This window comes from Streptococcus merionis DSM 19192, assembly GCF_000380085.1.
GTDB lineage: Bacteria > Bacillota > Bacilli > Lactobacillales > Streptococcaceae > Streptococcus > Streptococcus merionis.
In genome coordinates this window covers 100002-124401 of record NZ_KB904558.1, presented here as the reverse complement: position 1 = coordinate 124401, position 24400 = coordinate 100002, and the positions used below count along the sequence as shown (strand labels likewise).

The window sequence follows — 24400 nt, the reverse complement described above, 5'->3', positions numbered from 1 at the left end:
AAAAAGAGACAAAATCTAATAGAGTTATTCGGAAACTCATTGAAAGGTCATTCCCTGATCATAAATTGTTGTTTTACGTTTTCAAATCGCTGTTACAGTCAATCACTCTTCCGATAATGGAAAAGTCTGACTTTTGAAACATTTTTCGGTTTCCAAACAACTCTAATAAAACAAAAAACGAATGATAGCATTTTTTCAAGCGTTAAAGATGCGTATCATTCGTTTTTGTGATGTCTGTTTTTGGGTGGGAGTGCTGTCTCACTCCCAAGATCCTGTTGATTCAGGAGGTTGTTTTCCAATGATCGAAGCATTTTTTGAAAACGTACGAGCTGCCCTGTCTTCAAAAAACGAGCCTTAAAAGGGTATTGAGCTGTCAATACAGGTTTTAAATTATCCTAGACGTTGAGAACTTTGTTGAGGAAGTCCTGCAAGCGTGGATGCTGTGGGTTATCAAAGATTTGATCAGGGGTATTGTCTTCAAGGAACTCACCACCATCTGTGAAGATGACACGGTTGGCAACCTTACGAGCAAAGCCCATCTCATGGGTCACGATTAGCATGGTCATCCCTTGCTCAGCTAAATCTTTCATAACATTGAGTACATCACCAACCATCTCTGGGTCAAGAGCTGATGTAGGCTCATCAAAGAGCATAATGTCAGGCTTCATAGCAAGAGCGCGTGCAATGGCCACGCGTTGTTTTTGACCACCGGAAAGGCTATCTGGCATGGCATCGCGCTTATCAGCGAGGCCGACTTTTTCCAATAATTCCATAGCATAGCTTTCTGCCTCTGCTTTAGTCATGACCTTGTGCTCAATCGGTGCAAAGGTAATATTGTCCAAGACAGTCATGTGAGGAAAGAGATTGAAGTGTTGGAAGACCATTCCGATATTTTCGCGAACCTCATCAACCTTGGTGTTTTTATCCAGCAGATCATAGCCGTTAACAATGATGTGTCCACTGGTTGCTTCTTCAAGGAGGTTAAGACTGCGAAGGAAGGTGGATTTACCAGACCCAGAGGGCCCGATAATACAGACCACATCGCCTTCATAAAATTGAGTAGTGATGCCTTTTAAAACTTCATTTTCCCCGTAATACTTGTGTAAATCTTGGACGTCAATTTTTAGTTTTGACATTATGTATTCCTCGTTTCTAAGCGTTTTGCCAATCTAGTCAAAAGCGTGATAATAACCAAGTACAGTACCGCTAAGATCGCATACATGCGGAAAGATTGGTAGTTTCGTGCGATGATGATTTTTCCTGTTTGGAAGAGTTCGACAAGGCCGATTGCTGAAATGATAGTCGTATCTTTGAGGGTGATGACAAACTGATTGATAAAGTTTGGTAGCATGATTTTGCCAGCTTGAGGGAGAATGATACGCTTCATCGTTTTTCCGTAGGAAATGCCTAGACTGCGACTAGCTTCCATCTGACCAGGTGGTACAGCTTCGATACCACCGCGGACAATCTCTGCGATATAGGCACCTGAATTGAGAGAAAGGGCAATGACCCCTGCGACAAAATCGTTGATTGGACTTTGCTGACCAGTCATCGATTCGATCAGATTTGGAATACCCCAGAAGATGAAGGCTGCCACAATCATAAGGGGAATCCCACGAACAACGTCGACAAAGAAGCTTGAAATCATACGGAGAATTTTAGAGGGGCTAACCGCCATCATACCAAAGATAATTCCGATAACAATAGCAATCGCAAAGGACAGCAATGCCAAGCCTAAAGTTACACCAAGTCCTTTGAGGAGTTGCTGCCAGTTATTGCCAAGGAGGCCTGCAATGGTAGACTCGTCCACAGAGGACGTTTTGGCAGTTGCCTGACTTTCAGAGAGGTAACTAGCAAGGATCTTATCATATTCGCCAGATTCTACCAAGGCAGCTAGACCGTTGTTGAACATTTCGATTAGTTCAGGATTACTGCCTTTTTTGACTGCAAAACCGTATTGACCAATTGGAGTACCTTTGATTGGTGTTTCAAGGTCTTGTCCCTGAGTGATGGCATATTTTACAACAGGCTCGTCATCCATGACAGCAACGACAGCACCAGTGTTGAGGGAGTCATACATGGCCGATGCTTCAGAGAAGGTCTTGATGGTGTAGCCATACTTACTCTTGTTTTCATCTAAGAATGTTTGAGAAGCTGTCCCATTTTTGACCCCAACAGTTTTACCGTTTAGGTCCTCATAGCTTGTGATATCACTGCCTTTTTTGACAGCAAGGATAGCGTTAGCCGTGTAGTAGGCATCTGAGAAGTCAAAGGTTTCTTTGCGAGCATCGGTGATTGACATCCCTGCAATCATACCATCGCCCTGGCCGGACTGGATGGCATTGAGTGCAGCGTCAAAACCTGGGTTTTGAATCTCGATAGTAAAACCCTGTTGCTCAGCAATAGCCTTAATCAATTCCATATCAATGCCGACATAAGTGTTGCTATCGTCTTGAAATTCAAAGGGAGCAAAAGAAGAATCGCTGACAATGGTGTAGCTAGGTTTGATAGCAGTAGCTTTAGCAAGCGCATTACCAGTCAAGGTCAGGTTACTTGAGAAGCTCTTTTCAGAGGTTTCATCTTCACCAACCCATTCTGCTATGATGGCATCATAGGTTCCGTCAGCCTTCATTTCTTTGAGAGCCTTGTTGAACTCTTTGATTAAGTACTCGTAGTGACCGCCCTTTTTGACCGCAAAGCCAAAGGAACCAACTTTTTCGGGTTCCATGTTGATGGCTAGATTTTGTCCTTGTTTGATGGCGTATTGGACTACGGCTGTGTCATCCATGGTCGCATCAACCGCTCCAGCTGCTAGGCTATTGTACATCTCAGTTCCTGTGTCAAACGTTTTGACCGTATAGCCATACTTGTCCTTGTTTTCGTCTAGAAAGCTTTGGGCAACTGTTCCATTTTTTACGCCAACAGTTTTTCCCTTTAGCTCATCATAGCGCGTCACTTTTTGATTTCCAGTCGTCGTAATAACGATACTAGTGTCAAAATAGGAGTCCGAGAAGGTAAAGACCTTTTGGCGAGCTTCTGTAATGGTCATTCCCGCCATAATGGCATCAGCCTGTCCAGACTGAACGGCATTGACAGCGGCATCAAAACCGGGGTAAGTGTTGTTGGTCGTCCATCCAGCTCGCTTAGCAACTTCTTCGATAATGGCGACATCAATTCCTTTGTAGGTGCCATCCGTGTCTTGAAATTCAAAGGGAGCATAGGTTGAATCAAAGACGATGTCAATGGTTTCAGCCTTGACCTCCTGTCCTCCCAAAATAGTCCAGATAGGAAGTAAACTTAGCACGAGAGCTAAAAACTTTTTCTTCATGAGAAACTCCTTCTAATCAGAAAGAACTGTAACGTCAACTCTTTCAAATGTAAAATATTTTTCAATTATATCAAATTCTGAAAATTTTTTCAAATCAAACCCTGTATTCATGTTAGAAAATATCACATTAAAAACTAAAATAACAGAAATAAAGGCTGTGATTTCACTTGCAATACTAGGGGATAAAGGGGTATAATGTAAGAAAGGGGTTTCAGTTAGATAGTATAGTTATGAGATTCTTGTCAGGGCTACTTTTTTATGCCCTTTGTATCTTGGAATTGAACACGCCCTAAAAAGCTAGAAAAAATTCAAAAATTTCCTAGAGTCTGAGTGACTCTGCGTCAATTTTTTCATTTTTCAACGCTTTTCTTAACGGGCTTTGTATCTTAATATAAGGAGGTAGTTATGATTATTACAACGTCTCAGAGTGTGGACGGTCGTCAAGTAACGGCCTATAAAGGAATTGTTTTTGGTGAAGTGATCACTGGAATCAATATGTTCAAGGATATCGGTGCAGGCCTTCGTAATATTTTCGGGGGTCGTTCGGGTAGCTATGAAGGTGAATTGACTCAGGCGCGTGAGACAGCTTTGCAGGAGATGGAAGCTCGCGCTACCGAGTTGGGTGCTGATGCGGTTATTGCTGTCAAGATGGACTATGAAGTCCTTGGTGCTGACAATGGCATGCTGATGGTGACTTGCAGTGGAACAGCGGTGTCGTTAACAGGCTATTAAGAAAAGTGACTATTGAGAGTGGAACGGACGGATATAAAGTTCTCTTCCACTCTCTTTTTGGTTATGTGCTATAATAATTTTATGATAGAACGTAAAACAGAAAACCATTTTAGGCTTGTATCTAAGTACGAGCCATCAGGCGATCAGCCACAGGCGATCGAGCAACTCGTTGACAACATTGAAGGGGGCGAAAAAGCCCAGATTCTTATGGGAGCGACAGGGACTGGTAAAACCTACACGATGAGTCAGGTTATCCAGCGAGTTAATAAGCCGACTCTGGTCATCGCTCATAATAAAACCCTAGCTGGTCAGCTCTATGGCGAGTTCAAGGAATTTTTCCCAGACAACGCTGTGGAGTACTTCGTGTCCTACTATGATTACTACCAGCCTGAGGCCTATGTGCCGTCCTCTGATACCTATATTGAAAAAGACAGCTCGGTCAATGATGAGATCGATAAGCTTCGCCATTCGGCTACCTCAGCTCTACTGGAACGTAACGATGTAATTGTCGTTGCTTCTGTCTCTTGTATCTACGGTTTGGGCTCGCCCAAGGAATATTCTGATAGTGTCGTTAGCCTGCGTCCAGGGCAGGAAATTTCCCGCGATGGTCTGTTGAATGCCTTGGTTGACATCCAATTTGAGCGCAACGACATTGATTTTCAGCGTGGGCGTTTTCGTGTGCGTGGCGATGTTGTCGAAATTTTTCCAGCCAGCCGTGACGAGCATGCTTTTCGAGTGGAATTTTTCGGAGATGAGATTGACCGTATTCGTGAGATTGAAGCGCTAACGGGGCGTGTTCTGGGTGAAGTTAATCACTTGTCCATCTTCCCAGCTACTCACTTTATGACCAATGCTGATCATATGGAGCAGGCGATTTCTAAAATTCAGACCGAGTTGGAGCAACAGCTCAAGATCTTTGAAGCTGAGGGCAAACTTTTAGAAGCGCAGCGGCTTAAACAACGGACTGAGTACGACATCGAAATGCTACGTGAGATGGGTTATACCAATGGGGTTGAGAACTATTCTCGACACATGGATGGCCGTGCTGAGGGTGAGCCACCGTATACCTTGCTGGATTTCTTCCCAGAGGATTTTCTCATTATGATTGACGAGAGTCACATGACCATGGGGCAAATTCGGGGCATGTACAATGGTGACCGCTCTCGTAAAGAGATGCTGGTCAATTACGGATTCCGCCTTCCGAGTGCGCTAGATAATCGTCCGCTGCGCAGGGAAGAATTTGAAAGCCATGTCCACCAGATTGTCTATGTCTCTGCGACGCCAGGTGACTATGAAATTGAACAGACCGACACAATCGTAGAGCAGATTATTCGTCCGACAGGCCTCTTAGATCCAGAAGTGGAAGTTCGTCCAACGCATGGTCAGATTGATGACCTCTTGGGGGAGATTACCAGCCGTGCTGAGAAGGGTGAGCGGACCTTTGTCACCACTTTGACCAAGAAAATGGCAGAGGATTTGACCGATTATTTCAAGGAAATGGGTGTCAAAGTCAAGTACATGCACTCGGACATCAAGACGTTAGAGCGAACCGAGATTATCCGCGACTTACGGTTGGGGGTCTTCGATGTGCTTATCGGGATTAACCTTCTACGGGAGGGGATTGACGTGCCAGAAGTCAGCTTGGTTGCTATTCTTGATGCGGATAAGGAAGGCTTTCTTCGCAATGAGCGAGGACTTATCCAAACCATTGGTAGGGCAGCTCGTAATAGCGAAGGGCATGTTATCATGTACGCAGACAATATGACCCAGTCCATGCAACGCGCTATTGATGAGACCGCCCGTCGTCGCGCTATTCAAATGGCCTATAATGAAAAACATGGCATTGTGCCGCAAACCATCAAAAAAGATATCCGAGATTTGATCGCTGTAACCAAATCAGTTGATAAAGATGATATCAAGAAGCAATCTCCAGAAACCATGACCAAGAAAGAGCGTCAAGCAATGATTAAAGATCTCGAAGCACAGATGCAAGAAGCGGCAGGTCTGCTTGACTTTGAATTAGCCGCTCAGATCCGTGACATGGTCTTGGAGTTGCGGGCGATGGGATAGGAGGATGAGATGGCAGACAATTACCGAACACCGCAGGAGCTTTTGTCTTTCTTTAAAGAGTTAGAATGGCTAAAGACAGTTAAACGCCAGAATAAAACGTTCGACAACGGGAGACACGAAAATTCAGCAGAGCATTCCTGGCAGTTGGCCATTATGTCTCAGTTTTTGATGGTTTATTTTCCTGAGCCGGTCAATATGGAACGTGTGATGACCATGCTTTTGCTTCATGATGTTGGTGAAATCCATGCAGGAGATACATCTGCTTTTGATGAGGAGGGGAAGACCACGTCCTATGAGCGTGAATGGCTCTCAGTTCAAAGAACCTTTGGAAAATTGCCCAATGATTTGCGGCAGTTTGCTTTAGAACACTGGCAGGAATTTGAATTAGGAAACTCAGCAGAAGCCCGCTATGCACGAGTCATTGATGCTTTAGCTCCTCTCATGAATCATTTTTTCATTGCTGAAGAAAATGAAAATCCGTCTGGTCTAACCAAAACCCAAGTCTTAGCGCGTAAGGCCTTTATTGCAGAAGAGTCCCAACCATTATGGGAATTGACTCAATATCTAATTGACGCCAGTGTGAAAAAGGGACTGTATCTTGATGTTTAGCCTTTTAGCGATATATTAGTTTGAAACAGGTTAGGAGCAGGGGTTATTTGACCTATTCGAATCCTATCCTGTTTTAGTTCTAATGTGACCTTTTGCTTAATAGACAAGATATAGATTTCAAATAAACTTATTACAAAAATAATTGGTTGCGCTTACAAATGTGATATAATAAAAACAATAATAATATAAGGAGTTGCCATGTTTGCACACTATCGTCTAGAAACGGGAGAATCTCAATTGTTAGAGGACCATTTGTTTTTAGTTGCTGAGAAGGCTAGGTCTGAAGCGGATGCTATCGATCAAGGAGATGCCCTTTTTCTTATCGGTCTTTTCCATGATTTAGGAAAGGCTGACAGGAATTTTCAAGAAAAGTTAACCCGAAAACCGAATTTGCATGTGGATCATTCCTATGCTGGAGCAAAGTATCTATTTGCAAAGATTCGCCTTGTCCTAAAAAGACAGAATATTTCAAAAAAAGAATTCAACCTCTTCAATGAGATCGTGGCTTACGTCATATCTGCTCACCACGGCATGTATGATATTCGCTTTGATGCGGATAACAGCGCTTTTTTTCAATTCAATAAGTTAGCCAAAAGATGCTTTGGTTTTGAAGAAGGTTATCACTATCAACCAGATGTTGAAGATTTTGCCAGTATTTTGGAAAAGCAACTTCCCCAATACGGATACGAGAGTTTGGATCATCTTATTACCCTTGCTTTTGAGAATTTCTCATCGATCTGGACAAAGGTATCCTACAATGATGACGGAGAAAAAGATTTTTACAATGCCTGTGTGGTAAGGCTTTATTTGTCTCTTCTAAAAAACGCTGATATTTTAGATACCATCAATGCTTATGAGACGCTATTAACACCTCCCAATCCTGATGAAACCAAGTATTTAGCTAAAGCCTATTTAAAATCTGTCGAGGAGCTTTATGCTGGTTTTGCTGATCCCAAAACGCCTATAAATCGTATCAGAAATCAAGTAGCTACTCGCGTGCAAGAGCGTGGAACTACTGACGGTCCAGGTATTTACCGTTTGAATTTACCGACAGGTGCTGGAAAAACCAATTTAAGTTTACGATATGCAAGCCACCAGATGGTTCTCCAGCAGAAACAACGCTTTTTCTATGTGACGCCTTATTTATCAGTCTTGGAGCAGAATGCTCAAGCCATGAAAAAGGTGATTGGAGAAAATGGCGTTCTAGAGCATCACTCAAATGTGGTTAAGGATAAAAGTGATCAGGGAGAAGAAGTTGGTGAGCAAGAGGAATTATTATCTGCTTATCTGTTGGATAGCTGGGATAGTCCAGTTGTCTTAACGACTATGGTGCAGTTTTTTCAAACGCTTTTTAAAACTAAGTCTGCCAATATCAGGCGGTTTTCCAGTCTGATTGATAGTATTGTGATTTTGGACGAAGTCCAGTCACTGCCGATTGAAGTGACAACGCTCTTCAATCTCACCATGAACTTTTTGAGCCGTGTTATGGGAGCTACGGTTGTTTTGTGCACCGCAACTCAACCGATTTATGATTCTAAGAGCATTGCTCATCCTATCCAATATGGTGGAAAAAATGGTGAGAAGCCTGATATTGTAGAATTGTCTGCGAATGAACAGGTTGTTTTTCAAAGGACAGAACTTTTTAAATTTGATGAGCAAGATGAGAAAACCAGTCTAACCGACTTAGCTGATAGCATTTTGAAGCAGAATCAATCGACTCTCATTGTTCTGAATACAAAGAAAAGTGTTGGGCGGCTTTATCAACTGCTTGAGGGGCAAACCGATCGCCCGCTTTATTATCTGTCGACCAACATGTGTCCTCAACACCGCCTAAATGTCATTGCTGAGGTAAAAGAAGGGCTAGAGGCTGGGCTTCCTTTGATTTGTGTGAGTACACAACTGATTGAAGCAGGGGTTGATTTAGATTTTGAACAGGTGGTTCGCTCTTATGCTGGACTTGATTCTATTGTGCAAGCTAGTGGCCGCTGTAATCGTGAAGGAAAGCGTGAAAAAGGGTGTGTCACTCTTGTCAATGTCAGCAAAGAGGAGGAGAATCTTTCGCGATTAAAGGCTATCAGAGACAAGAAAAAGGTGACGGAGGACATTTTGCATGGTCTCTCATCACCGATTGATGTTTCTCGATTGAATGCTATTTATTTTGAGAAATATTTTGCAAATGAAGATGCCAGAACACTGTCTTATCCAGTTGGTGATAATGACACGGTTTACGATTATCTCAGCTCTAACTCGTACTCTGGTCCGAAAAAAGGGGCTTTGCGTCAATCCTTTAAGACAGCTGGACAGAAGATGGACTTGATTGATGATGAGAGTCTTGGAGTTTTTGTCTTTCATAAAGATTGGGAAGAAGCGCTGCTGAATTTGGAAGATCGATTAGCGGCACTGCCAACTTTTCCAGAATTGGAAGACCTCAGAGACATAAAAGAGGACTTGAAAAAGTTACAACTATTCACCGTGAATCTCAGAGAGACAGACGAGTTGCTCAAAGCGACTCGATCATATCTAAATGGTCAAGTTTTGTTTTTGCAAGAAGAATATTACGATGATGTGATTGGTGTTAAAAAAGAAGCAGACAGCTTTATCTTCTAGGACAAGAAAAAGCTGCCTGCGACCGATCAATACTTCCAAAGTATGATATTTCAATCCACATCTTTAATGATGATAATAACAGTATATCAAGTAATTTTTTCGAAATCAAAACCTATTTTTTAAATTTTATTACAAAGAATGATGAATAAAATTGTTGACAAGAGATTCTTAAAATGATATACTAACGCTTGTAAAGCGTTTACAAACAGGTGAGAGGTTAGAACTTCTTATAAGTGTTTTTCTAATTTGTGACCAATAAAAAGAAAAGGAGGTTTTGGTGTGTATAGATCACGGAATTTCTATTTACGAGTGACTGGTGATAGGGCACTATTCACAAACCCTGCGACCAAAGGGGGTGGAGAGCGTAGCTCCTACGCTGTGCCTACTAAGCAGGCTTTGCAAGGCATTGTTGATAGTGTTTATCACAAGCCAACTATTACCAATGTCGTGACTGAGGTGAAGGTTGTCAATCAAATACAGACGGAGCTGCATGGTGTTCGGGCCTTGCTAGCGAACTATGGAGCTGATTTGAGTTATGTCTCTTACCTTAGCGAAGTGGATTATTTAGTGAAATTTCACTTTATTTGGAATGAAGATCGTCCAGACTTGATACAAGACCGATTGCCCAATAAACATGAGGCCATTATGGCACGCTCTATCCGTAAAGGTGGGCGAAGAGATGTTTTTTTGGGAACGAGAGAATGTCTTGGTCTAGTGGAAGAAATTAGTCAAGACGACTACGAATCAGCATCAACTGAATATGATGGTCAAGAGATTGATTTCGGTGTTATGTTTCATTCCTTTGCTTACCCCAAGGATAAGAGTCAACCTTTGCGATCCTTTTTTACAAGGACAGTTATGACGGATGGCAGGATTCATTTTAAGCCTCAGGAAGACTGTGAGATTGTCAATACTCTTTCGAGCTATGCATTTAAAGTATCTGGCCCTGTTCGCTCGGTAGAAGATGAATATGAGGCATATGAAGTAGATCGTGTCCGAGAAGAAGGAGGTCAGTGATGGATTTCTTTACCTCGCTTTTAAAAACTTACGACAAGGCAGAAGAAACAGGATGGGTGGATAATCCTGAAAAAGGAAAAACGCTCCTTTTGCCACGTTACCACACGAGTCTCAAATCTAATGGAAAGAATATCATTTTCGTCCAATTGGATCAGTCTGGCAACTTTATGCGTGCCGAATTTATGGGAGCAGAAACAAGTATTGTTTTTCCTGTAACACCTGATTCGGTGGCGCGTTCTGGGAAAAATCCTGCTCCCCATCCCTTGGTCGATAAACTGTCTTATTATGTTTCAGAACAGAATGAATCTCAGTATCAGACATTTCACCGTCAGCTTGAAAGCTGGATAGGCTCTTCCCAAGATAAAACAGTGAAATCATATCTTGAGCTGATTCAAGGATTTATCAAAAGAGCTGACTTTCTGGATGTGATTTGCCGATCACTCTTTGGAAAAGAGTATCGTCGTGATGGTTTGAAGATTACGACTGTATTTGATGGAAAAGAAAAAGATACGGATTTATCTGCCTGTTTCCTAGAGTTTGCAATAGACAATTTTATCGGTTTAAAGACAGTTTCTGTCAGCAATTACCAAGAACTTCATCAGGATTATATCAAGGTGGTTGAGGCCGCAGATGCAGAAAAAATCCGCTGCAATATCAGTGGCGATTTAGAGATTTTGGCAACTAAACATAGGGGGCTTCTAGGAAATGCCAAACTCATTTCGGTGAGTAATAATGGTGAAGCCTATAAGGGGCGTTTTAGAGAACGTGAGGATGTGTTTACAGTTGGCAATAAGACCTCTGAAAAGATTCATTTAATGGCAAAGTTCCTGCTTGAAAGGGAGAAAACCCATGCCTGGTTGGGTTCTGGACAACATCTGATTAATTGGTTTGATAGTGACCTTGTCAATGACAGTGCATTGGATATTACAGCTTCTGATTTTTTCGGTGATTACGATGAAGAGGAAGATGAGACTGCGGCATTTACTGTCAAGGACGATAATCGTAATATTAGTGACTCTTTTACAAGAGGTACTAAAATCTTCCAAAATAGCTCAACTTATAACGCGGCTATCTTAAACAAAACAAATGATGGGCGTATTGCTCTCAAATATTTTCGACAATTACAGGGATCGAGATTGTTAAAACATCTTGAAAAATGGCAGGATTCTTACTCTTGGGAGCGTCAATTGAAAGGTGGTGTTGGTTATTATCAAAAAACACCGAGCTTCAGAGAGATTATCGTGGCTGCCTATGGGGTTGATCGTGGTCGCTATTTAGAGTTGGATAACGATAGCTTTCTCAGCGATCAATATCAGCAATTGGTAACAGCTTTGCTGGATGGACAAGAAATTCCTAGAGCTTTGGTCCATAAGCTGCAAGAAAATATTAGGCAACGGCAAAAATATCCTAAAACTTGGTATCAACTGCAATATGTGAGTTTAGCAGTATTACAAAAGCAAAATAGAAAGGTGTTCACGCCAATGATAGATCAGGAAAATCATGACAGGTCTTACCTCTTCGGAAGGCTTTTAGCGATTTACGAGTTGATTGAAACTCAGCGCTATGTGATGGATGGCAATTCTCAGGAGAGAATCACAAATGCAGAGCGGTATTGGACTGCTTATACTGGCCAACCAGCTAAGATGATGATGCTTTTGGAAAACAAGATCAAACCTTATGAGGAAGTCTTGAAGCTGAATCGTCCAGGGCTTTGGCATAAATTGGCCAAGGAAAAGGAGCAAATTATGGAGCGATTAATGAATCAATTCACTTCTAGACAGTTCAATCAAGCTCTTGAATACATGTTTCTTTTTGGCTATTATGCTGAAAAACGTTTCTTTTATACCAAACAAGTTAAAACTGAAAGTGAGGACTAAGTCATGTTAGAACATAAGATTGATTTTATGGCAACTATTGAGGTGAGAGAGGCTAATGCCAATGGGGATCCGTTATCTGGCAATATGCCCAGAACAGATGCCAAAGGGTTTGGATTGATGAGTGATGTTTCGATCAAACGCAAAATCAGAAATCGCATGCAAGATATGGGGTATCCGATATTTGTGCAGGCTGGTGATCGAATTGAAGATGAATTTCGCTCGCTTGAGAAGCGTTTCTCAAATCATTTTACTGCCAAGACACCTGATCAAGAAGTTGAAGAAACAGCTAATCAACTATGGTTGGATGTGCGTAGTTTTGGACAAGTTTTCACTTATTTGAAAAAATCTATTGGTGTTCGAGGGCCAGTTTCGATTAGCATGGCTAAGTCCTTAGAACCAATTGTCATTTCCAGCCTTCAAATTACTCGAAGCACCAACGGGATGGAAGCCAAAAATGATAGTGGTCGCTCTTCGGATACGATGGGAACTAAGCATTTTGTGGATTATGGTGTTTATGTCATTAAGGGGTCTATTAATGCTCATTTTGCAGAGAAAACTGGTTTTTCAGATGCGGATGCTGAGGTTATTAAGGAAGCTCTGCTGAGTCTCTTTGAAAATGATGCCTCATCGGCTCGACCTGAGGGATCTATGCGTATTCGTGAAGTGTTTTGGTTTACACACTCCAGCAAATTAGGAAATGTGTCTAGCGCGCGTGTCTTTGATTTGTTAGAATTTAATAAGGAGCAGTTAGACAAGAATAGCTATGAAGATTATGCCATCAGGTTGAATCAAGAAAAACTAGAAAGTTACCAAGAAAAAGGGTTGAAGGTTGAAATCCTAGAAGGACTGTAATATGGGATATGCAGAAGATGATTATCTTATGCTTTCGGGCATTCAGCACTTTCAGTTCTGCAAAAGACAGTGGGGATTAATTCATATCGAGCAGCATTGGCTGGATAATGAAGCGACTGCTCATGGCCAAGTTCTGCATCAAAAAGCAGATAACCCGTATGTCAAGGAAAAACGAAAAGACATCATTACCTCTAGAGCTATGCAGGTTTCGTCCAAGTCTCTGGGGCTGTATGGTATTTTAGATGTCGTTGAGTTTCATAAGCATGAGGATGGTGTTGCTTTAAAGGGTAGACGAGGAAGATGGCTACCGACCATTGTCGAGTATAAACGGGGGAAACCTAAAAAGGATAGTAGGGATATTGTCCAGCTTGTCGCTCAGGTTATTTGCCTTGAAGAGACATTGGGATGCCAGATTGATAAGAGCTATCTCTATTACCACAGTGTCAATCAAAAGCAAGAGATTATTATCACTCCTGCTCGTAGACAGAAAGTTGCAGACTTGGCAGCTCAGATGCATGCTTATTACGCAGATAAAAGAATCGAAAAGGCAGCCTATTTTAGAAATTGCCAGCTGTGTTCTCTGGTTGATATTTGTATGCCAAGGCTCAGTAAAAAGACACCAAGCGTGTCGAATTATATCCAGTCTGCGCTTAGAAGTGAGGCGTTGTTATGAAAAAATTACTCAATACCCTTTACCTAACGCAGGAAGATTTTTACTTGACGCGTGAGCGGGATAATATTGTCATAAAGCAAGATGGAAAGGTACTAAATCGTTTTCCCTATCGGATTATTGATGGGATTGTCTGCTTTTCTTATCTCGGCGCATCACCATCTCTGATTGAGCTCTGTGCAGAAAATCAAATCAATCTTTCCTTTCACACGCCTCAAGGTCGGTTTTGCGGGCGTTTTGTTGGACCGACCAATGGAAATGTTCTTCTTCGAAGACAACACTATCGATTAGCAGATGATGTTGAATCACTGGATTTTGCCAAACGGTTTATGCTTGCTAAAATCTCCAATTCGCGTAAATACTTGCTCCGCTTTAAGCGAGATCATAGGGATCGCGTTGATGTGAAGTTGTTTGAAGAAATTGATAATGAGCTGGTTTGGGCATTGGAAAACGTTCAAGTTGCTCAAGATAAAGAGATGCTGCTAGGTATTGAAGGTCAGGCTGCAAACCAATATTTTCGCGCCTTTAACGATATGGTTTTATCTGATAAAGAGACTTTCAGGTTTAATGGTCGTTCGCGGAGGCCGCCATTGGATTGTTTGAATGCCTTGATGTCCTTTGGTTATAGTTTGCTGACTTATGAGTGTCAATCGGCTTTAGAAGCGGTTGGCCTAGATAGCTATGTCGGTTTTTACCATACAGACCGTCCTGGTAGAGCTGGTTTAGCTCTTGATTTGGTGGAGGAATTCCGATCTTTTATCGTTGATCGTTTTGTCTTTTCTCTGGTCAATCGTGGACAATTGACAGCTAAGCACTTTGAGATCAAAGAAAATGGAAGTGTCCTTCTAACCGAAAAGGGACGAGCTGTCTTTATTGAAAACTGGCAGAAGCGCAAGCACACCGAGGTTGAACATCCATTTTTAAAAGAAAAAGTGAAGTTGATGCTGCTCCCCTACGTCCAAGCTCAGCTATTGGCTAAAGCTATTCGAGGAGACTTGGACGCTTATCCGCCGTTTTTAATTTAGGAGATTTACGATGATGGTCTTGGTTGCTTATGATGTAAACACAGAGTCGGCAGCAGGTCGAAAGCGTCTGCGCCATGTTGCGAAACTATGTGTTGATTATGGTCAGCGCGTGCAAAATTCTGTTTTTGAATGTTCAGTGACACCAGCTGAATTTGTCGAAATTAAAGATCGTCTGTCCAAAATAATCGATATGGAATCAGACAGCATCCGCTTTTACCTGTTAGGCAAAAATTGGCAAAATCGTGTTGAAACGATGGGACGCGATGACAGTTACGATCCTGATATAGGGGTTTTGCTCCTTTGAAAAATACTTTGCGAACCCTTGTTACTCATAAAAGTACGGGAGGTTCGCGCAAAAAAATAGGAAAAATGGGTCATTTTTGCAGTTTTAGAAGCTAAAAAGTGCTTTCTAGATCGCCAATGTGGCCCACAAACGGTGTCTCTACGCGCCGTCGCACCCTTCGCGGGTGCGTGGATTGAAATGATTTTATAAGTTCAATTAACCCAGCTTATCAAGTCGCACCCTTCGCGGGTGCGTGGATTGAAATTCGGTGTCATAAACTACCTCCGCAACTCATTTTGTCGCACCCTTCGCGGGTGCGTGGATTGAAATTCGGTGTCATAAACTACCTCCGAAACTCATTTTGTCGCACCCTTCGCGGGTGCGTGGATTGAAATTGCGGTGGCTAGTACAGCATTGACCGCGTATCTAAAGTCGCACCCTTCGCGGGTGCGTGGATTGAAATATCTGGTTGATGTATGGCCGCAGAAAGTCCGGGAAACGTCGCACCCTTCGCGGGTGCGTGGATTGAAATCAATTCAAGAGACGCTATTTTGAAACATGTTGAGTCGCACCCTTCGCGGGTGCGTGGATTGAAATAAGAGTGATTTCCATTTGTCCATGAAAAACTTCGGTCGCACCCTTCGCGGGTGCGTGGATTGAAATAGGCCAAGTATATGCTCTCAGGTATCGCTCAATGCGTCGCACCCTTCGCGGGTGCGTGGATTGAAATCCAATGCTGACGTGACGATAATTTCTGTGATTTGAGTCGCACCCTTCGCGGGTGCGTGGATTGAAATAAAGTAATCGTTACGAGACTAAGACTATTACCTTGTCGCACCCTTCGCGGGTGCGTGGATTGAAATAAGTACATATCTTGATGATACATTAGGATTTGTGTCGCACCCTTCGCGGGTGCGTGGATTGAAATTCGTTCTAGCTGTGCAAACACTGACAGGACTCCGACCGTCGCACCCTTCGCGGGTGCGTGGATTGAAATCCTGATACAGCTATCATGAGTAAAGACTATCAACAGTCGCACCCTTCGCGGGTGCGTGGATTGAAATTGCTGGCGGATAATCTATAAAGATGTCCTCGTACTGTCGCACCCTTCGCGGGTGCGTGGATTGAAATGGAACCAACATTAAAGCCTAAATCGACATAGACAGTCGCACCCTTCGCGGGTGCGTGGATTGAAATCCGTAATGATAGCTTCATTATAGCACAGGAGGCTACGTCGCACCCTTCGCGGGTGCGTGGATTGAAATACTATTCGAACTAGGTTAAAAACAGACTAAACCTTCGCACCCTTCGCGGGTGCGTGGATTGAAATAAGGGGCTTTTGATGATGAACCACCTAGACCATGTCGCACCCTTCGCGGGTGCGTGGATTGAAATGGGTCTTACGATATTTTTTATTTGATAAGTCATGTCGCACCCTTCGCGGGTGCGTGGATTGAAATGGAACAAGTCGTTGATGTAGCTGATGCGAATTGGGTCGCACCCTTCGCGGGTGCGTGGATTGAAATTCAATGAGCTATACATTGAAGCACTTGGTGGCAAGTCGCACCCTTCGCGGGTGCGTGGATTGAAATTTGCCAGCGTCTAGCAAAGTCGTCCATAGGCCCGTCGCACCCTTCGCGGGTGCGTGGATTGAAATTCTCCTTTATGGTATAATAGACACAGGGTATTTGTCGCACCCTTCGCGGGTGCGTGGATTGAAATGTCTGCAAAGTTCCAGCACTTGTCGCTCCGAGGGTCGCACCCTTCGCGGGTGCGTGGATTGAAATAGTACCAACTGGATCTCGAAATGGTGGCGCTAGGTCGCACCCTTCGCGGGTGCGTGGATTGAAATATTTTGGCCAGATTGTCCATTGCCTGCAACTTAGTCGCACCCTTCGCGGGTGCGTGGATTGAAATTAGGTTGCTTTTTGCGAGGTTCCCAGCTCGTTTTGTCGCACCCTTCGCGGGTGCGTGGATTGAAATGGCTTGTAAACTTGTGCTAACTCGTACATAGATAGGTCGCACCCTTTGCGGGTGCGCGTGATTTCGCCTAGTAAATTATGCTGTAAAGTTAAAAGATGATACGTTGTTTTTTAGAATTTGGCGCTTATAGTCGTTAAAGTCAATATATTGAATTTATCATCTAAAGTGTAAGTCTCTCGCTTTCAAATCGTTTCCATTTTTGGTATAATGTAAGGGATTAAAACTTAGGAGTTGTGTAACATGAATATTGGATTAGCGATTTTATTGATTGTCCTTGCCTTGGCTGGGGGAACATTCTTGGGCGCTTTCTTAGTGCGCAAGCAGATTGAAAAAGACTTTGCAGAAAATCCCCGTTTGAATGTAGATGCGGTGCGTGCTATGATGTCTTCTATGGGCCAAAAACCTAGTGAAGCCAAGGTTCAGCAAGTTTACCGTCAAATTAAAGCCTCTCAAAAAGAAGCGACTAAGAAGAAATAAGGATAGTGAAAGGGACTGGGATTTTGCCCAGTCTCTTTTGGAGATAAAGCATGGACAATAGACCCATCGGATTTTTAGATTCAGGCGTGGGCGGATTGACGGTTGTGCGTGAATTTATGAGACAACTTCCTCATGAGCGTGTTATTTTCGTTGGAGATCAAGCGCGTGCACCGTACGGTCCTAGACCAGCAGAGCAGATTCGTAAATACACTTGGGAAATGGTCAGGTTCCTATTGACCAAGGATGTCAAAATGATTGTCTTGGCATGTAACACAGCGACTTCAGTCGTCTGGGAGGAAATCAAGGCGGAGCTGGATATTCCAGTCTTAGGTGTGATTTTACCAGGAGCTTCAGCGGCAATTAAGGCTAGTCGTTTGGGGAAAATTGGTGTCCTAGGAACTCAGATGACCATCAACTCAGATATCTATCGGCAGAAAATCCAATCACTCTCACCTGATACTGAGGTGACGAGTCTTGCTTGCCCGCGGTTTGTGCCCTTAGTGGAGTCCAATGAGCTAGACTCAAGCCTTGCCAAAAAGATCATCTACGAGACCTTGCAACCTTTGAAGGGAACGATAGATACCCTTGTTCTGGGCTGCACCCATTATCCGCTTTTGCGTCCAATTATCCAAAATGCTATGGGACCAGAGGTCAAGCTGATTGATAGCGGAGCTGAGACGGCGCGGGATATATCTGTTTTACTAAATTATTTTGAAATCAATGCAGCACGAGATGCTGCTGAGAAACATCATCAATTTTACACGACTGCCAGTCCAGAAGCCTTTCAAAAAATGGCTGAAAGCTGGCTCGGTCAAAGGATAGAAGTGGAGCATGTCAAATTATGAATGAGAAAAGCCCAAAGATTTTTGAGTATCGTGATGACCTAGACTGGTTTGTCGGTGCAGTTAGTGATTACACTTACATCTCAAGTTTTGTAGATGATGAGGTGCATTTTCAAATTCAGCATGATTTAGCGCAATTATTGGAAAATCAACAGTCTTCTGAAGACAAGGGGATCCATATCCATGTCATCACCTACAGTTCTGTTTTTAAATTAATCCGCTTTGCGGTCGAGATGATTAATGAGAGTTTTGGGCGTAATCTTGTGGTCAAACAGCACCAAGGTGCCATCTTAGTTTTGGAAAACGACCAGCTTTTGCAGGTGGTTTTACCTGAAGAGGGTGTGCCGTTAGAGAGTTTTACGGGCTCATCAGAGGACTTAGGAGATATGATTTTAATTGCCACGCGAAATGAGGGCAAGACCAACGAATTTCGTGAATTCTTTGCGAACTTGGGTTATGGTGTGCAGAACCTCAATGATTTTCCAGACCTTCCTGAGGTAGAAGAGACGGGAATGACTTTTGAAGAAAATGCTCGTTTGAAAGCTGAGACCATTGCTGAGATGACAGGCAAGATGGTTCTTGCTGACGATTCGGGTCTCAAAGTTGATGCGCTCGGTGGCTTACCTGGTGTCTGGTCAGCACGTTTTTCAGGGCCTGACGCAACAGATGACACGAATAATCAAAAACTCCTGCACGAATTAGCGGTTGTTTTTGAGCAAAAAGATCGTTCGGCTCAATTTCACTGTACTTTGGTGTTGGCCAAGCCGGGCAAGGCTAGCTTAGTCGTTGAGGCTGATTGGCCAGGGTTTATTGCCTATGAGGCCAAAGGAGAACATGGATTTGGTTATGATCCGCTCTTTATCGTTGCAGATACGGGAAAACGGGCGGCTGAACTAACTACAGAAGAAAAAAATAGCCAGTCGCATCGTGCTCTGGCTCTGAAAAAGCTTTTGGAGGTCTTTCCAACATGGTAACACGGTTTATTATCATGAGTGATTCCCATGGTGACCGTGGGATTGTCGAGGACATTAAAGCGCGCTATCAAGGTAAGGTAGCAGCGCTCTTCCATAATGGTGATTCGGAGCTAGATGCTAGTGACAGTCTTTGGGACGGAATCCATGTGGTCAAGGGAAATTGTGACTGGACAGCTTTTCCAGAGCGTGTGATAACGACCATTGATGGTGTAACGATTGCCCAGACCCATGGCCATCTTTACGCTATTAACTACGGTTGGACTCGCTTGAATTATTGGGCAGAAGAAGCTGGTGCAGACATTTGCCTTTACGGACACTTGCATGTGCCCGCAGCAGATATGCGAGATGGTTGTCTCTTTGTCAATCCGGGCTCCATTAGCCAGCCTCGTGGCCTCATACAAGAGCGCCTTTATGCGATACTGGATATTTATCCAGACCACTTCCATATTGAGTATTTGGATCGTAACCATCAACCTTACCCTGATTTAACAAGAGATATAAAACGATGATTAATCCACATTTTAAAGAATTTTTACGTTCGCAGGAAGAGACGTTTTTAACACCTGCTGAGAATTTGGCGGTCTTGATTGACACGCACAATATGGATCATGCCAAGCTCGTTTTGACTCACATGGCCTATTCTCGTGTGCCTGTGGTGACTCAGGAGGGGAAATTCGTTGGAACTATTGGTTTGACGGAGATTACCCGCTATCAGTTGGAAAATGAGCTTTCTGATGAAGACTTGAATCAGGACATTAGTAGTATCGTTAAGACTGATGTTGCGGTTGTTAGTGAGTTTTATAGTTTGACTCAGGTCATGCATGACCTTATTGATCAGTCTTTCTTACCGGTGGTGGATCAAGATGGCTTTTTCAAGGGCATCATCACTCGGAAAGCTATTTTGAAAGCTATCAACAGCATGCTTCATAAGTTTGCAGATGATTATGTGATTGAGGAAAAAGATGACAGCCATTGATGATTTCCTTGACCAGAAAAAATTAGCGCAAAACTCCCTGTCAGCCTATCGTTACGACTTAGAGCAGTTTCGCCAACTGGTTGAAGGCGAGATTGAACCTGCTAAGCTTAAGGCCTACCAGCAATTTTTGACAGACTTGAAGCCTACAGCTCAGAAGCGTAAAATTTCAGCAGTCAATCAGTTTCTTTATTATCTCTATGAAACTGGTCAGATTAAGCAATTTCACAAGTTAAGCCTGCCAAGTCAGGTCCGTCTTGTCAGTCCTCGTTTTACGTCTAAGACGGAAGTGTTGGATTTAGCGATTTTGTGGCAAAAGAGTGAACGTCCTGTAGGGCAGCTGTTTGCCTTGTTTATCTGGACAATGGGGCTACAACCCAGTGAAATACTCCAGCTTGAAGCTGAGCATTTAAATCTGGATTTCCAGATTTTAACGGTTAGGCGTGGTCAGGACAAGCGGGTTTTGAAGATTCCGCAGAAGCTTTTGCCATATTTAATAGAGTTACCTGAGGTTGGTTTTCTGTTTGCCAAGGGAGGCAAACCTTATTCACGTCAGTGGTTGTTTAACCAGCTTCGGCTTTATTTGGAGACTATTGGCATGGCTCATCTAACAGCGCAAAAGTTGCGAGAACAATACATCCTAAGTCAGCTAGCATCAGATGTCAGTCTTGAGAAAGTAGCCAAAAATCTAGGGCTCAAGTCTGCAGTGACTTTGGAAAAATATGTAAGATGAGATAAAGAGGAGAGCGGCAAATTGACCATTTCGTAGAAATTACAAAGGACGTTAAGAAAAGCGTAGGAAAATGGCGGTAAGTCAGGGAGTGAGACAGAAGTCGTGATTTCAATGAAATCGACTTCGTCGTCTCACCCCCGCAAGGTTGGGAGTAAGACTTGTTGGCCGTGCCAACTTAGTCTTACCCCTGCACAGGTCATTAGGTGCTTTAGCACGAATGAACCACTGCTGACTAGATTTGTAGAATGGTGAGTTATCAACATTTTACAAACCAGACAACTACTGCGTCGATCTGTTTAAACTATAAATGATATGAGACTGTGTACTTTGCCTCAGCTCATCGACGCATCCTGGCCAGAATGACTAGGATTTTCACAGATGGAATCGAAGAAAATCCAGACGGCCACGGTTCCAGTTAGATGAGGCTAAATTTAGCTTTTTAGACCGTGTTCAACTCCGAGATACAAACCCACACTCACTTTTCCTAGATTACGGTGTCTCATTTGTTTAGTATAAAAATTGCTGAGACTGTTTTTTTAGATTCAGCCTCAGCAAGGCAATAATATTTGGTAATAATGGATATTAAATTAAAAGATTTTGAAGGTCCGCTGGATCTCTTGCTCCATCTGGTGTCCAAATACCAGATGGACATTTACGATGTGCCGATCACAGAAGTGATTGAGCAGTATTTGGCCTATATCGCGACCTTACAAGCCATGCGCTTAGAAGTGGCGGGGGATTATATGCTCATGGCTAGTCAACTCATGTTGATTAAGAGCCGTAAACTTCTCCCCAAGGTTGTTGCTGAGGCTCCTGAAGAAGATGATCCCGAACGCGACCTGATTGATCAGATTGAGGAATACCGTAAGTTTAAGCTACTCAGCCAGAAATTATCGGATCAGCATGATAGGAGGGCTCAGTATTTCTCTAAACCTAAGCAGGATCTGGTCTATGAGGATGTGACGCTGAAACAAGATAAGACTAGTTTAGATATTTTTCTGGCCTTCTCACAAGTCATGACAGCCAAGCAAGCAGAATTTAAGCGCAGTCACACGACCATCGCGGCGGATGACTATAAGATTGAAGATATGATGTCCTATATCGAGACGCAATTTTCGGAAAAAATAGAAGTCCGTTTGGAAGAAATTTTCCAAGTCAGTCAATCTATGAATGAGCTGATTACCATGTTTTTGGCGACGCTGGAGCTGATTAAAACTCAGGTCATTACCGCAGTCCAAGAGGAAGTATTCGGACAAGTTTATTTGAGAAAGGTGAGCTATGAACCGATTAGCTGAAATTGAAGCTCTGCTCTTTATTGCAGGTGAAGAGGGGTTGAGCTTACGCCAGATGGCAGAAGTTCTTGAGTTGCCTCCAACAGGTCTCAGTCAATCGTTGGAAAAACTGGCTGATAAGTATCGTGATGATGAGTTTTCTTGTTTGGCGTTGATTCAGTCTGGCAATAAATACCGTCTGGTGACCAAGGAGATTCATGCAGATTTACTGCGTCGTTTTTCACGGACACCTATCAATCAGACCATGTCGCGAGCTCTGTTAGAAACTCTCTCCATCGTCGCCTACAAACAGCCTATCACGCGACTTGAGGTCGATGAGATCCGTGGGGTCAACTCCAGCTCTGCTTTATCGAAACTGGTGACATTTGAGCTGATTGAAGTCGTTGGTCATAAAGAAGCTATCGGGCGTCCGCGTCTTTATGCGACGACGGAATATTTTCTGGATTTTTTAGGAATTAACAGCCTAGAAGAATTGCCAGAAGTGACAGCATTAGACCTCAGTCAGGAAGAGAGCCAGCTCTTTGTCGAACGAGAAGATTCGCCTGAGGAAACTGAGCCATTAGCAGCTGGTGAATTGGCTGAGCCAGATTTACCGGAAGAGTTAGGTCTCTTTGAGTCGTCAGTAGATTAGGTGGTCTGATAACTAGCTTATCAGGACGAGAAAGTTGGCAGATCAGTCAAACTAATCTGCTTTGCTATTTTCCAAAAAAAAGAAAAAGAGAAGAATATGCGTATCAATAAATTTATCGCTCATGCGGGCGTGGCTAGTCGTCGAAAGGCAGAAGAGCTGGTCAAGCAAGGCTTAGTCACAATCAATGGTGAAGTGGTGCGGGATCTGGCAACGACAGTCAAGTCGGGAGACCGTGTCGAGGTGGAAGGAACACCAATTTATAATGAGGAGAAGGTCTACTATCTTCTCAATAAACCACGCGGTGTCATTTCTTCGGTGTCAGATGATAAGGGGCGTCAGACCGTAGTTGACTTGTTGCCACAGGTCAAGGAGCGGATTTATCCTGTTGGGCGTCTGGACTGGGACACATCTGGTATTTTGATATTGACCAATGATGGGGATTTTACTGATGAGATGATTCACCCGCGAAACGAGATTGACAAGGTCTACGTGGCGCGTGTTAAGGGGATCGCCAACAAGGAAAATTTGCGTCCGCTAACACGCGGTGTTGTGGTTGACGGTAAGAAAACTAAACCAGCTGTTTATAACATTCTCAAGGTTGATCCGATTAAAGGCCGTTCGGTAGTACAGCTGACGATCCATGAGGGGCGGAACCATCAGGTTAAGAAGATGTTTGAAGCTGTGGGCTTGCCCGTAGACAAACTATCTCGCACACGCTTTGGCAATCTGGATCTGACTGGCCTTCGTCCAGGTGAATTCCGTCGCCTCAATAAGAAGGACATTTCCAAGCTTCATGAGCTGGCTGTCCGTCAGAAATAGCATGAAAAAGTTACTAATTGTCCTGGTGCGCTGGTATCAGAGGCGGATTTCACCACTAAGTCCGCCTAGCTGTCGCTTTCGGCCAACATGTTCTAACTACATGATTGAGGCTATTGAAAAACATGGTTTCAAGGGTATTTTGATGGGAATTGCTCGGATTTTCCGTTGCCATCCTTTCAGTGCTACAGGAGATGATCCAGTGCCTGATCATTTTAGTCTGAGACGAAATTGGAATCATCATAAGAGTTAGGATTGGAATCACAGTAAGCAAGTGCCTTGATGATTAAGAAAACAGCATTTTTAAGCACTTTGGTCAAGATTGCAGGTTCTAAGATTGGTACGGATGACTTGTTTTGCAAAAAAAGAGGAAAGTCAGCTTTTTTTCAGAAATCCAGTTAAAAACCCTTGACACCAGTCCTCAGAGTGGTATACTAAAGTAGAAATTGATTGGCTTACATCAAACCTGTTGTGATTTAAGTTAACCAATACAGACTACGCCAGTTGCCGAGCTAGACTCCGACTGGCGTCGTTTTTGTTATAATTATCAAATCGTTAAATGAAGCAGGACGAGAGCAATGGCTTCTCAAAAGTGGATATAAAGGCCGT

General features: G+C 43.2%; 22 protein-coding genes and 1 CRISPR repeat array. Of the genes, 20 read left to right on the top strand and 2 right to left on the bottom strand.

The features are described from left to right. Positions 1–395: 395 nt before the first annotated feature. Both A3I5_RS0109875 and A3I5_RS0109870 read right to left on the bottom strand, forming a co-directional pair. On the bottom strand, positions 396–1136 hold the full coding sequence (locus A3I5_RS0109875) for an amino acid ABC transporter ATP-binding protein (RefSeq protein WP_018374447.1): 741 nt from the start codon (positions 1134–1136) through the stop codon (positions 396–398). Further along, on the bottom strand, positions 1136–3328 hold the full coding sequence (locus A3I5_RS0109870; protein ID WP_018374446.1) for an ABC transporter substrate-binding protein/permease: 2193 nt from the start codon (positions 3326–3328) through the stop codon (positions 1136–1138). Before A3I5_RS0109870 ends, A3I5_RS0109875 begins: the two co-directional genes overlap by 1 nt. A 405-nt stretch (positions 3329–3733) precedes the next feature. Here A3I5_RS0109870 and A3I5_RS0109865 point away from each other — a divergent pair, with 405 nt between their 5' ends. The 20 genes from A3I5_RS0109865 to yidD all read left to right on the top strand — a co-directional run bounded on the left by A3I5_RS0109865 (position 3734) and on the right by yidD (position 24044). After that, positions 3734–4060: a putative heavy metal-binding protein gene (locus A3I5_RS0109865; RefSeq protein ID WP_018374445.1), complete on the top strand. Its 327-nt coding sequence runs from the start codon at positions 3734–3736 to the stop codon at positions 4058–4060. Between the two features lie 81 nt (positions 4061–4141). Continuing rightward, a complete protein-coding gene (gene uvrB / locus A3I5_RS0109860) occupies positions 4142–6130 on the top strand; it encodes an excinuclease ABC subunit UvrB (protein WP_026217033.1) in 1989 nt (662 codons plus the stop codon). 9 nt (positions 6131–6139) lie between these two features. Further along, positions 6140–6739 (top strand): HD domain-containing protein, encoded by a 600-nt coding sequence (locus A3I5_RS0109855; RefSeq protein ID WP_018374443.1) that lies wholly within the window; start codon positions 6140–6142, stop codon positions 6737–6739. Positions 6740–6937: 198 nt separating this feature from the next. After that, entirely contained in the window at positions 6938–9346 is a 2409-nt protein-coding gene (locus A3I5_RS0109850) for a CRISPR-associated helicase/endonuclease Cas3 (RefSeq protein ID WP_018374442.1), read from the top strand. 279 nt (positions 9347–9625) lie between these two features. Further along, positions 9626–10363, top strand: coding sequence for a type I-C CRISPR-associated protein Cas5c (gene cas5c, locus A3I5_RS0109845; RefSeq protein WP_018374441.1), 738 nt, complete (start codon positions 9626–9628; stop codon positions 10361–10363). Next, positions 10363–12240, top strand: coding sequence for a type I-C CRISPR-associated protein Cas8c/Csd1 (cas8c, locus tag A3I5_RS0109840; protein WP_018374440.1), 1878 nt, complete (start codon positions 10363–10365; stop codon positions 12238–12240). Before cas5c ends, cas8c begins: the two co-directional genes overlap by 1 nt. Before the next feature lie 3 nt (positions 12241–12243). Further along, positions 12244–13092 carry a type I-C CRISPR-associated protein Cas7/Csd2 gene (cas7c, locus tag A3I5_RS0109835; RefSeq protein ID WP_018374439.1) on the top strand — a complete coding sequence of 283 codons (849 nt, stop codon included), beginning with the start codon at positions 12244–12246 and terminating at the stop codon, positions 13090–13092. Position 13093: 1 nt separating this feature from the next. Next, positions 13094–13765: a CRISPR-associated protein Cas4 gene (gene cas4 / locus A3I5_RS0109830; protein WP_018374438.1), complete on the top strand. Its 672-nt coding sequence runs from the start codon at positions 13094–13096 to the stop codon at positions 13763–13765. Then, positions 13762–14787 (top strand): type I-C CRISPR-associated endonuclease Cas1c, encoded by a 1026-nt coding sequence (cas1c, locus tag A3I5_RS0109825; protein WP_018374437.1) that lies wholly within the window; start codon positions 13762–13764, stop codon positions 14785–14787. Before cas4 ends, cas1c begins: the two co-directional genes overlap by 4 nt. A gap of 10 nt (positions 14788–14797) precedes the next feature. Then, entirely contained in the window at positions 14798–15091 is a 294-nt protein-coding gene (gene cas2, locus A3I5_RS0109820) for a CRISPR-associated endonuclease Cas2 (RefSeq protein WP_018374436.1), read from the top strand. 147 nt (positions 15092–15238) lie between these two features. Then, positions 15239–17053: direct repeats of the CRISPR family, unit length 32 nt; unit sequence GTCGCACCCTTCGCGGGTGCGTGGATTGAAAT. Between the two features lie 240 nt (positions 17054–17293). Continuing rightward, complete coding sequence (locus A3I5_RS0109815; protein WP_018374435.1) at positions 17294–17530, top strand: YneF family protein; 237 nt, start codon at positions 17294–17296, stop codon at positions 17528–17530. A 50-nt stretch (positions 17531–17580) separates the two neighbouring features. Further along, positions 17581–18375, top strand: a complete 795-nt coding sequence (gene racE, locus A3I5_RS0109810) for a glutamate racemase (RefSeq protein WP_018374434.1) — start codon at positions 17581–17583, stop codon at positions 18373–18375. Next, positions 18372–19346 carry a nucleoside-triphosphate diphosphatase gene (locus A3I5_RS0109805; protein ID WP_018374433.1) on the top strand — a complete coding sequence of 325 codons (975 nt, stop codon included), beginning with the start codon at positions 18372–18374 and terminating at the stop codon, positions 19344–19346. The genes racE and A3I5_RS0109805 overlap by 4 nt, the downstream gene beginning before the upstream one ends. After that, positions 19340–19855, top strand: a complete 516-nt coding sequence (locus A3I5_RS0109800) for a metallophosphoesterase (protein ID WP_018374432.1) — start codon at positions 19340–19342, stop codon at positions 19853–19855. The genes A3I5_RS0109805 and A3I5_RS0109800 overlap by 7 nt, the downstream gene beginning before the upstream one ends. Next, entirely contained in the window at positions 19852–20322 is a 471-nt protein-coding gene (gene cbpB / locus A3I5_RS0109795) for a cyclic-di-AMP-binding protein CbpB (RefSeq protein ID WP_018374431.1), read from the top strand. The genes A3I5_RS0109800 and cbpB overlap by 4 nt, the downstream gene beginning before the upstream one ends. Continuing rightward, positions 20309–21052 (top strand): site-specific tyrosine recombinase XerD, encoded by a 744-nt coding sequence (gene xerD / locus A3I5_RS0109790; RefSeq protein WP_018374430.1) that lies wholly within the window; start codon positions 20309–20311, stop codon positions 21050–21052. Before cbpB ends, xerD begins: the two co-directional genes overlap by 14 nt. Positions 21053–21627: 575 nt before the next feature. Next, complete coding sequence (locus tag A3I5_RS0109785) at positions 21628–22347, top strand: segregation/condensation protein A (RefSeq protein ID WP_018374429.1); 720 nt, start codon at positions 21628–21630, stop codon at positions 22345–22347. Beyond that, the gene (scpB, locus tag A3I5_RS0109780) at positions 22331–22975 is read left to right on the top strand and encodes an SMC-Scp complex subunit ScpB (protein WP_018374428.1); all 645 of its coding nucleotides are present in this window, start codon (positions 22331–22333) and stop codon (positions 22973–22975) included. Before A3I5_RS0109785 ends, scpB begins: the two co-directional genes overlap by 17 nt. A 96-nt stretch (positions 22976–23071) precedes the next feature. Continuing rightward, a complete protein-coding gene (locus A3I5_RS0109775) occupies positions 23072–23794 on the top strand; it encodes a pseudouridine synthase (protein WP_018374427.1) in 723 nt (240 codons plus the stop codon). A gap of 1 nt (position 23795) precedes the next feature. Then, the gene (gene yidD, locus A3I5_RS12440; RefSeq protein ID WP_083903332.1) at positions 23796–24044 is read left to right on the top strand and encodes a membrane protein insertion efficiency factor YidD; all 249 of its coding nucleotides are present in this window, start codon (positions 23796–23798) and stop codon (positions 24042–24044) included. The last annotated feature ends 356 nt before the right edge of the window (positions 24045–24400 follow it).

Coding starts and splice junctions, on each gene's coding strand:
- A3I5_RS0109875 (WP_018374447.1), bottom strand. CDS start 1,136: ATGTCAAAACTAAAAATTGACGTCCAAGATTTACACAAGTATTACGGG.
- A3I5_RS0109870 (WP_018374446.1), bottom strand. CDS start 3,328: ATGAAGAAAAAGTTTTTAGCTCTCGTGCTAAGTTTACTTCCTATCTGG.
- A3I5_RS0109865 (WP_018374445.1), top strand. CDS start 3,734: ATGATTATTACAACGTCTCAGAGTGTGGACGGTCGTCAAGTAACGGCC.
- uvrB (WP_026217033.1), top strand. CDS start 4,142: ATGATAGAACGTAAAACAGAAAACCATTTTAGGCTTGTATCTAAGTAC.
- A3I5_RS0109855 (WP_018374443.1), top strand. CDS start 6,140: ATGGCAGACAATTACCGAACACCGCAGGAGCTTTTGTCTTTCTTTAAA.
- A3I5_RS0109850 (WP_018374442.1), top strand. CDS start 6,938: ATGTTTGCACACTATCGTCTAGAAACGGGAGAATCTCAATTGTTAGAG.
- cas8c (WP_018374440.1), top strand. CDS start 10,363: ATGGATTTCTTTACCTCGCTTTTAAAAACTTACGACAAGGCAGAAGAA.
- cas7c (WP_018374439.1), top strand. CDS start 12,244: ATGTTAGAACATAAGATTGATTTTATGGCAACTATTGAGGTGAGAGAG.
- cas4 (WP_018374438.1), top strand. CDS start 13,094: ATGGGATATGCAGAAGATGATTATCTTATGCTTTCGGGCATTCAGCAC.
- cas1c (WP_018374437.1), top strand. CDS start 13,762: ATGAAAAAATTACTCAATACCCTTTACCTAACGCAGGAAGATTTTTAC.
- cas2 (WP_018374436.1), top strand. CDS start 14,798: ATGATGGTCTTGGTTGCTTATGATGTAAACACAGAGTCGGCAGCAGGT.
- A3I5_RS0109815 (WP_018374435.1), top strand. CDS start 17,294: ATGAATATTGGATTAGCGATTTTATTGATTGTCCTTGCCTTGGCTGGG.
- racE (WP_018374434.1), top strand. CDS start 17,581: ATGGACAATAGACCCATCGGATTTTTAGATTCAGGCGTGGGCGGATTG.
- A3I5_RS0109805 (WP_018374433.1), top strand. CDS start 18,372: ATGAATGAGAAAAGCCCAAAGATTTTTGAGTATCGTGATGACCTAGAC.
- A3I5_RS0109800 (WP_018374432.1), top strand. CDS start 19,340: ATGGTAACACGGTTTATTATCATGAGTGATTCCCATGGTGACCGTGGG.
- cbpB (WP_018374431.1), top strand. CDS start 19,852: ATGATTAATCCACATTTTAAAGAATTTTTACGTTCGCAGGAAGAGACG.
- xerD (WP_018374430.1), top strand. CDS start 20,309: ATGACAGCCATTGATGATTTCCTTGACCAGAAAAAATTAGCGCAAAAC.
- A3I5_RS0109785 (WP_018374429.1), top strand. CDS start 21,628: ATGGATATTAAATTAAAAGATTTTGAAGGTCCGCTGGATCTCTTGCTC.
- scpB (WP_018374428.1), top strand. CDS start 22,331: ATGAACCGATTAGCTGAAATTGAAGCTCTGCTCTTTATTGCAGGTGAA.
- A3I5_RS0109775 (WP_018374427.1), top strand. CDS start 23,072: ATGCGTATCAATAAATTTATCGCTCATGCGGGCGTGGCTAGTCGTCGA.
- yidD (WP_083903332.1), top strand. CDS start 23,796: ATGAAAAAGTTACTAATTGTCCTGGTGCGCTGGTATCAGAGGCGGATT.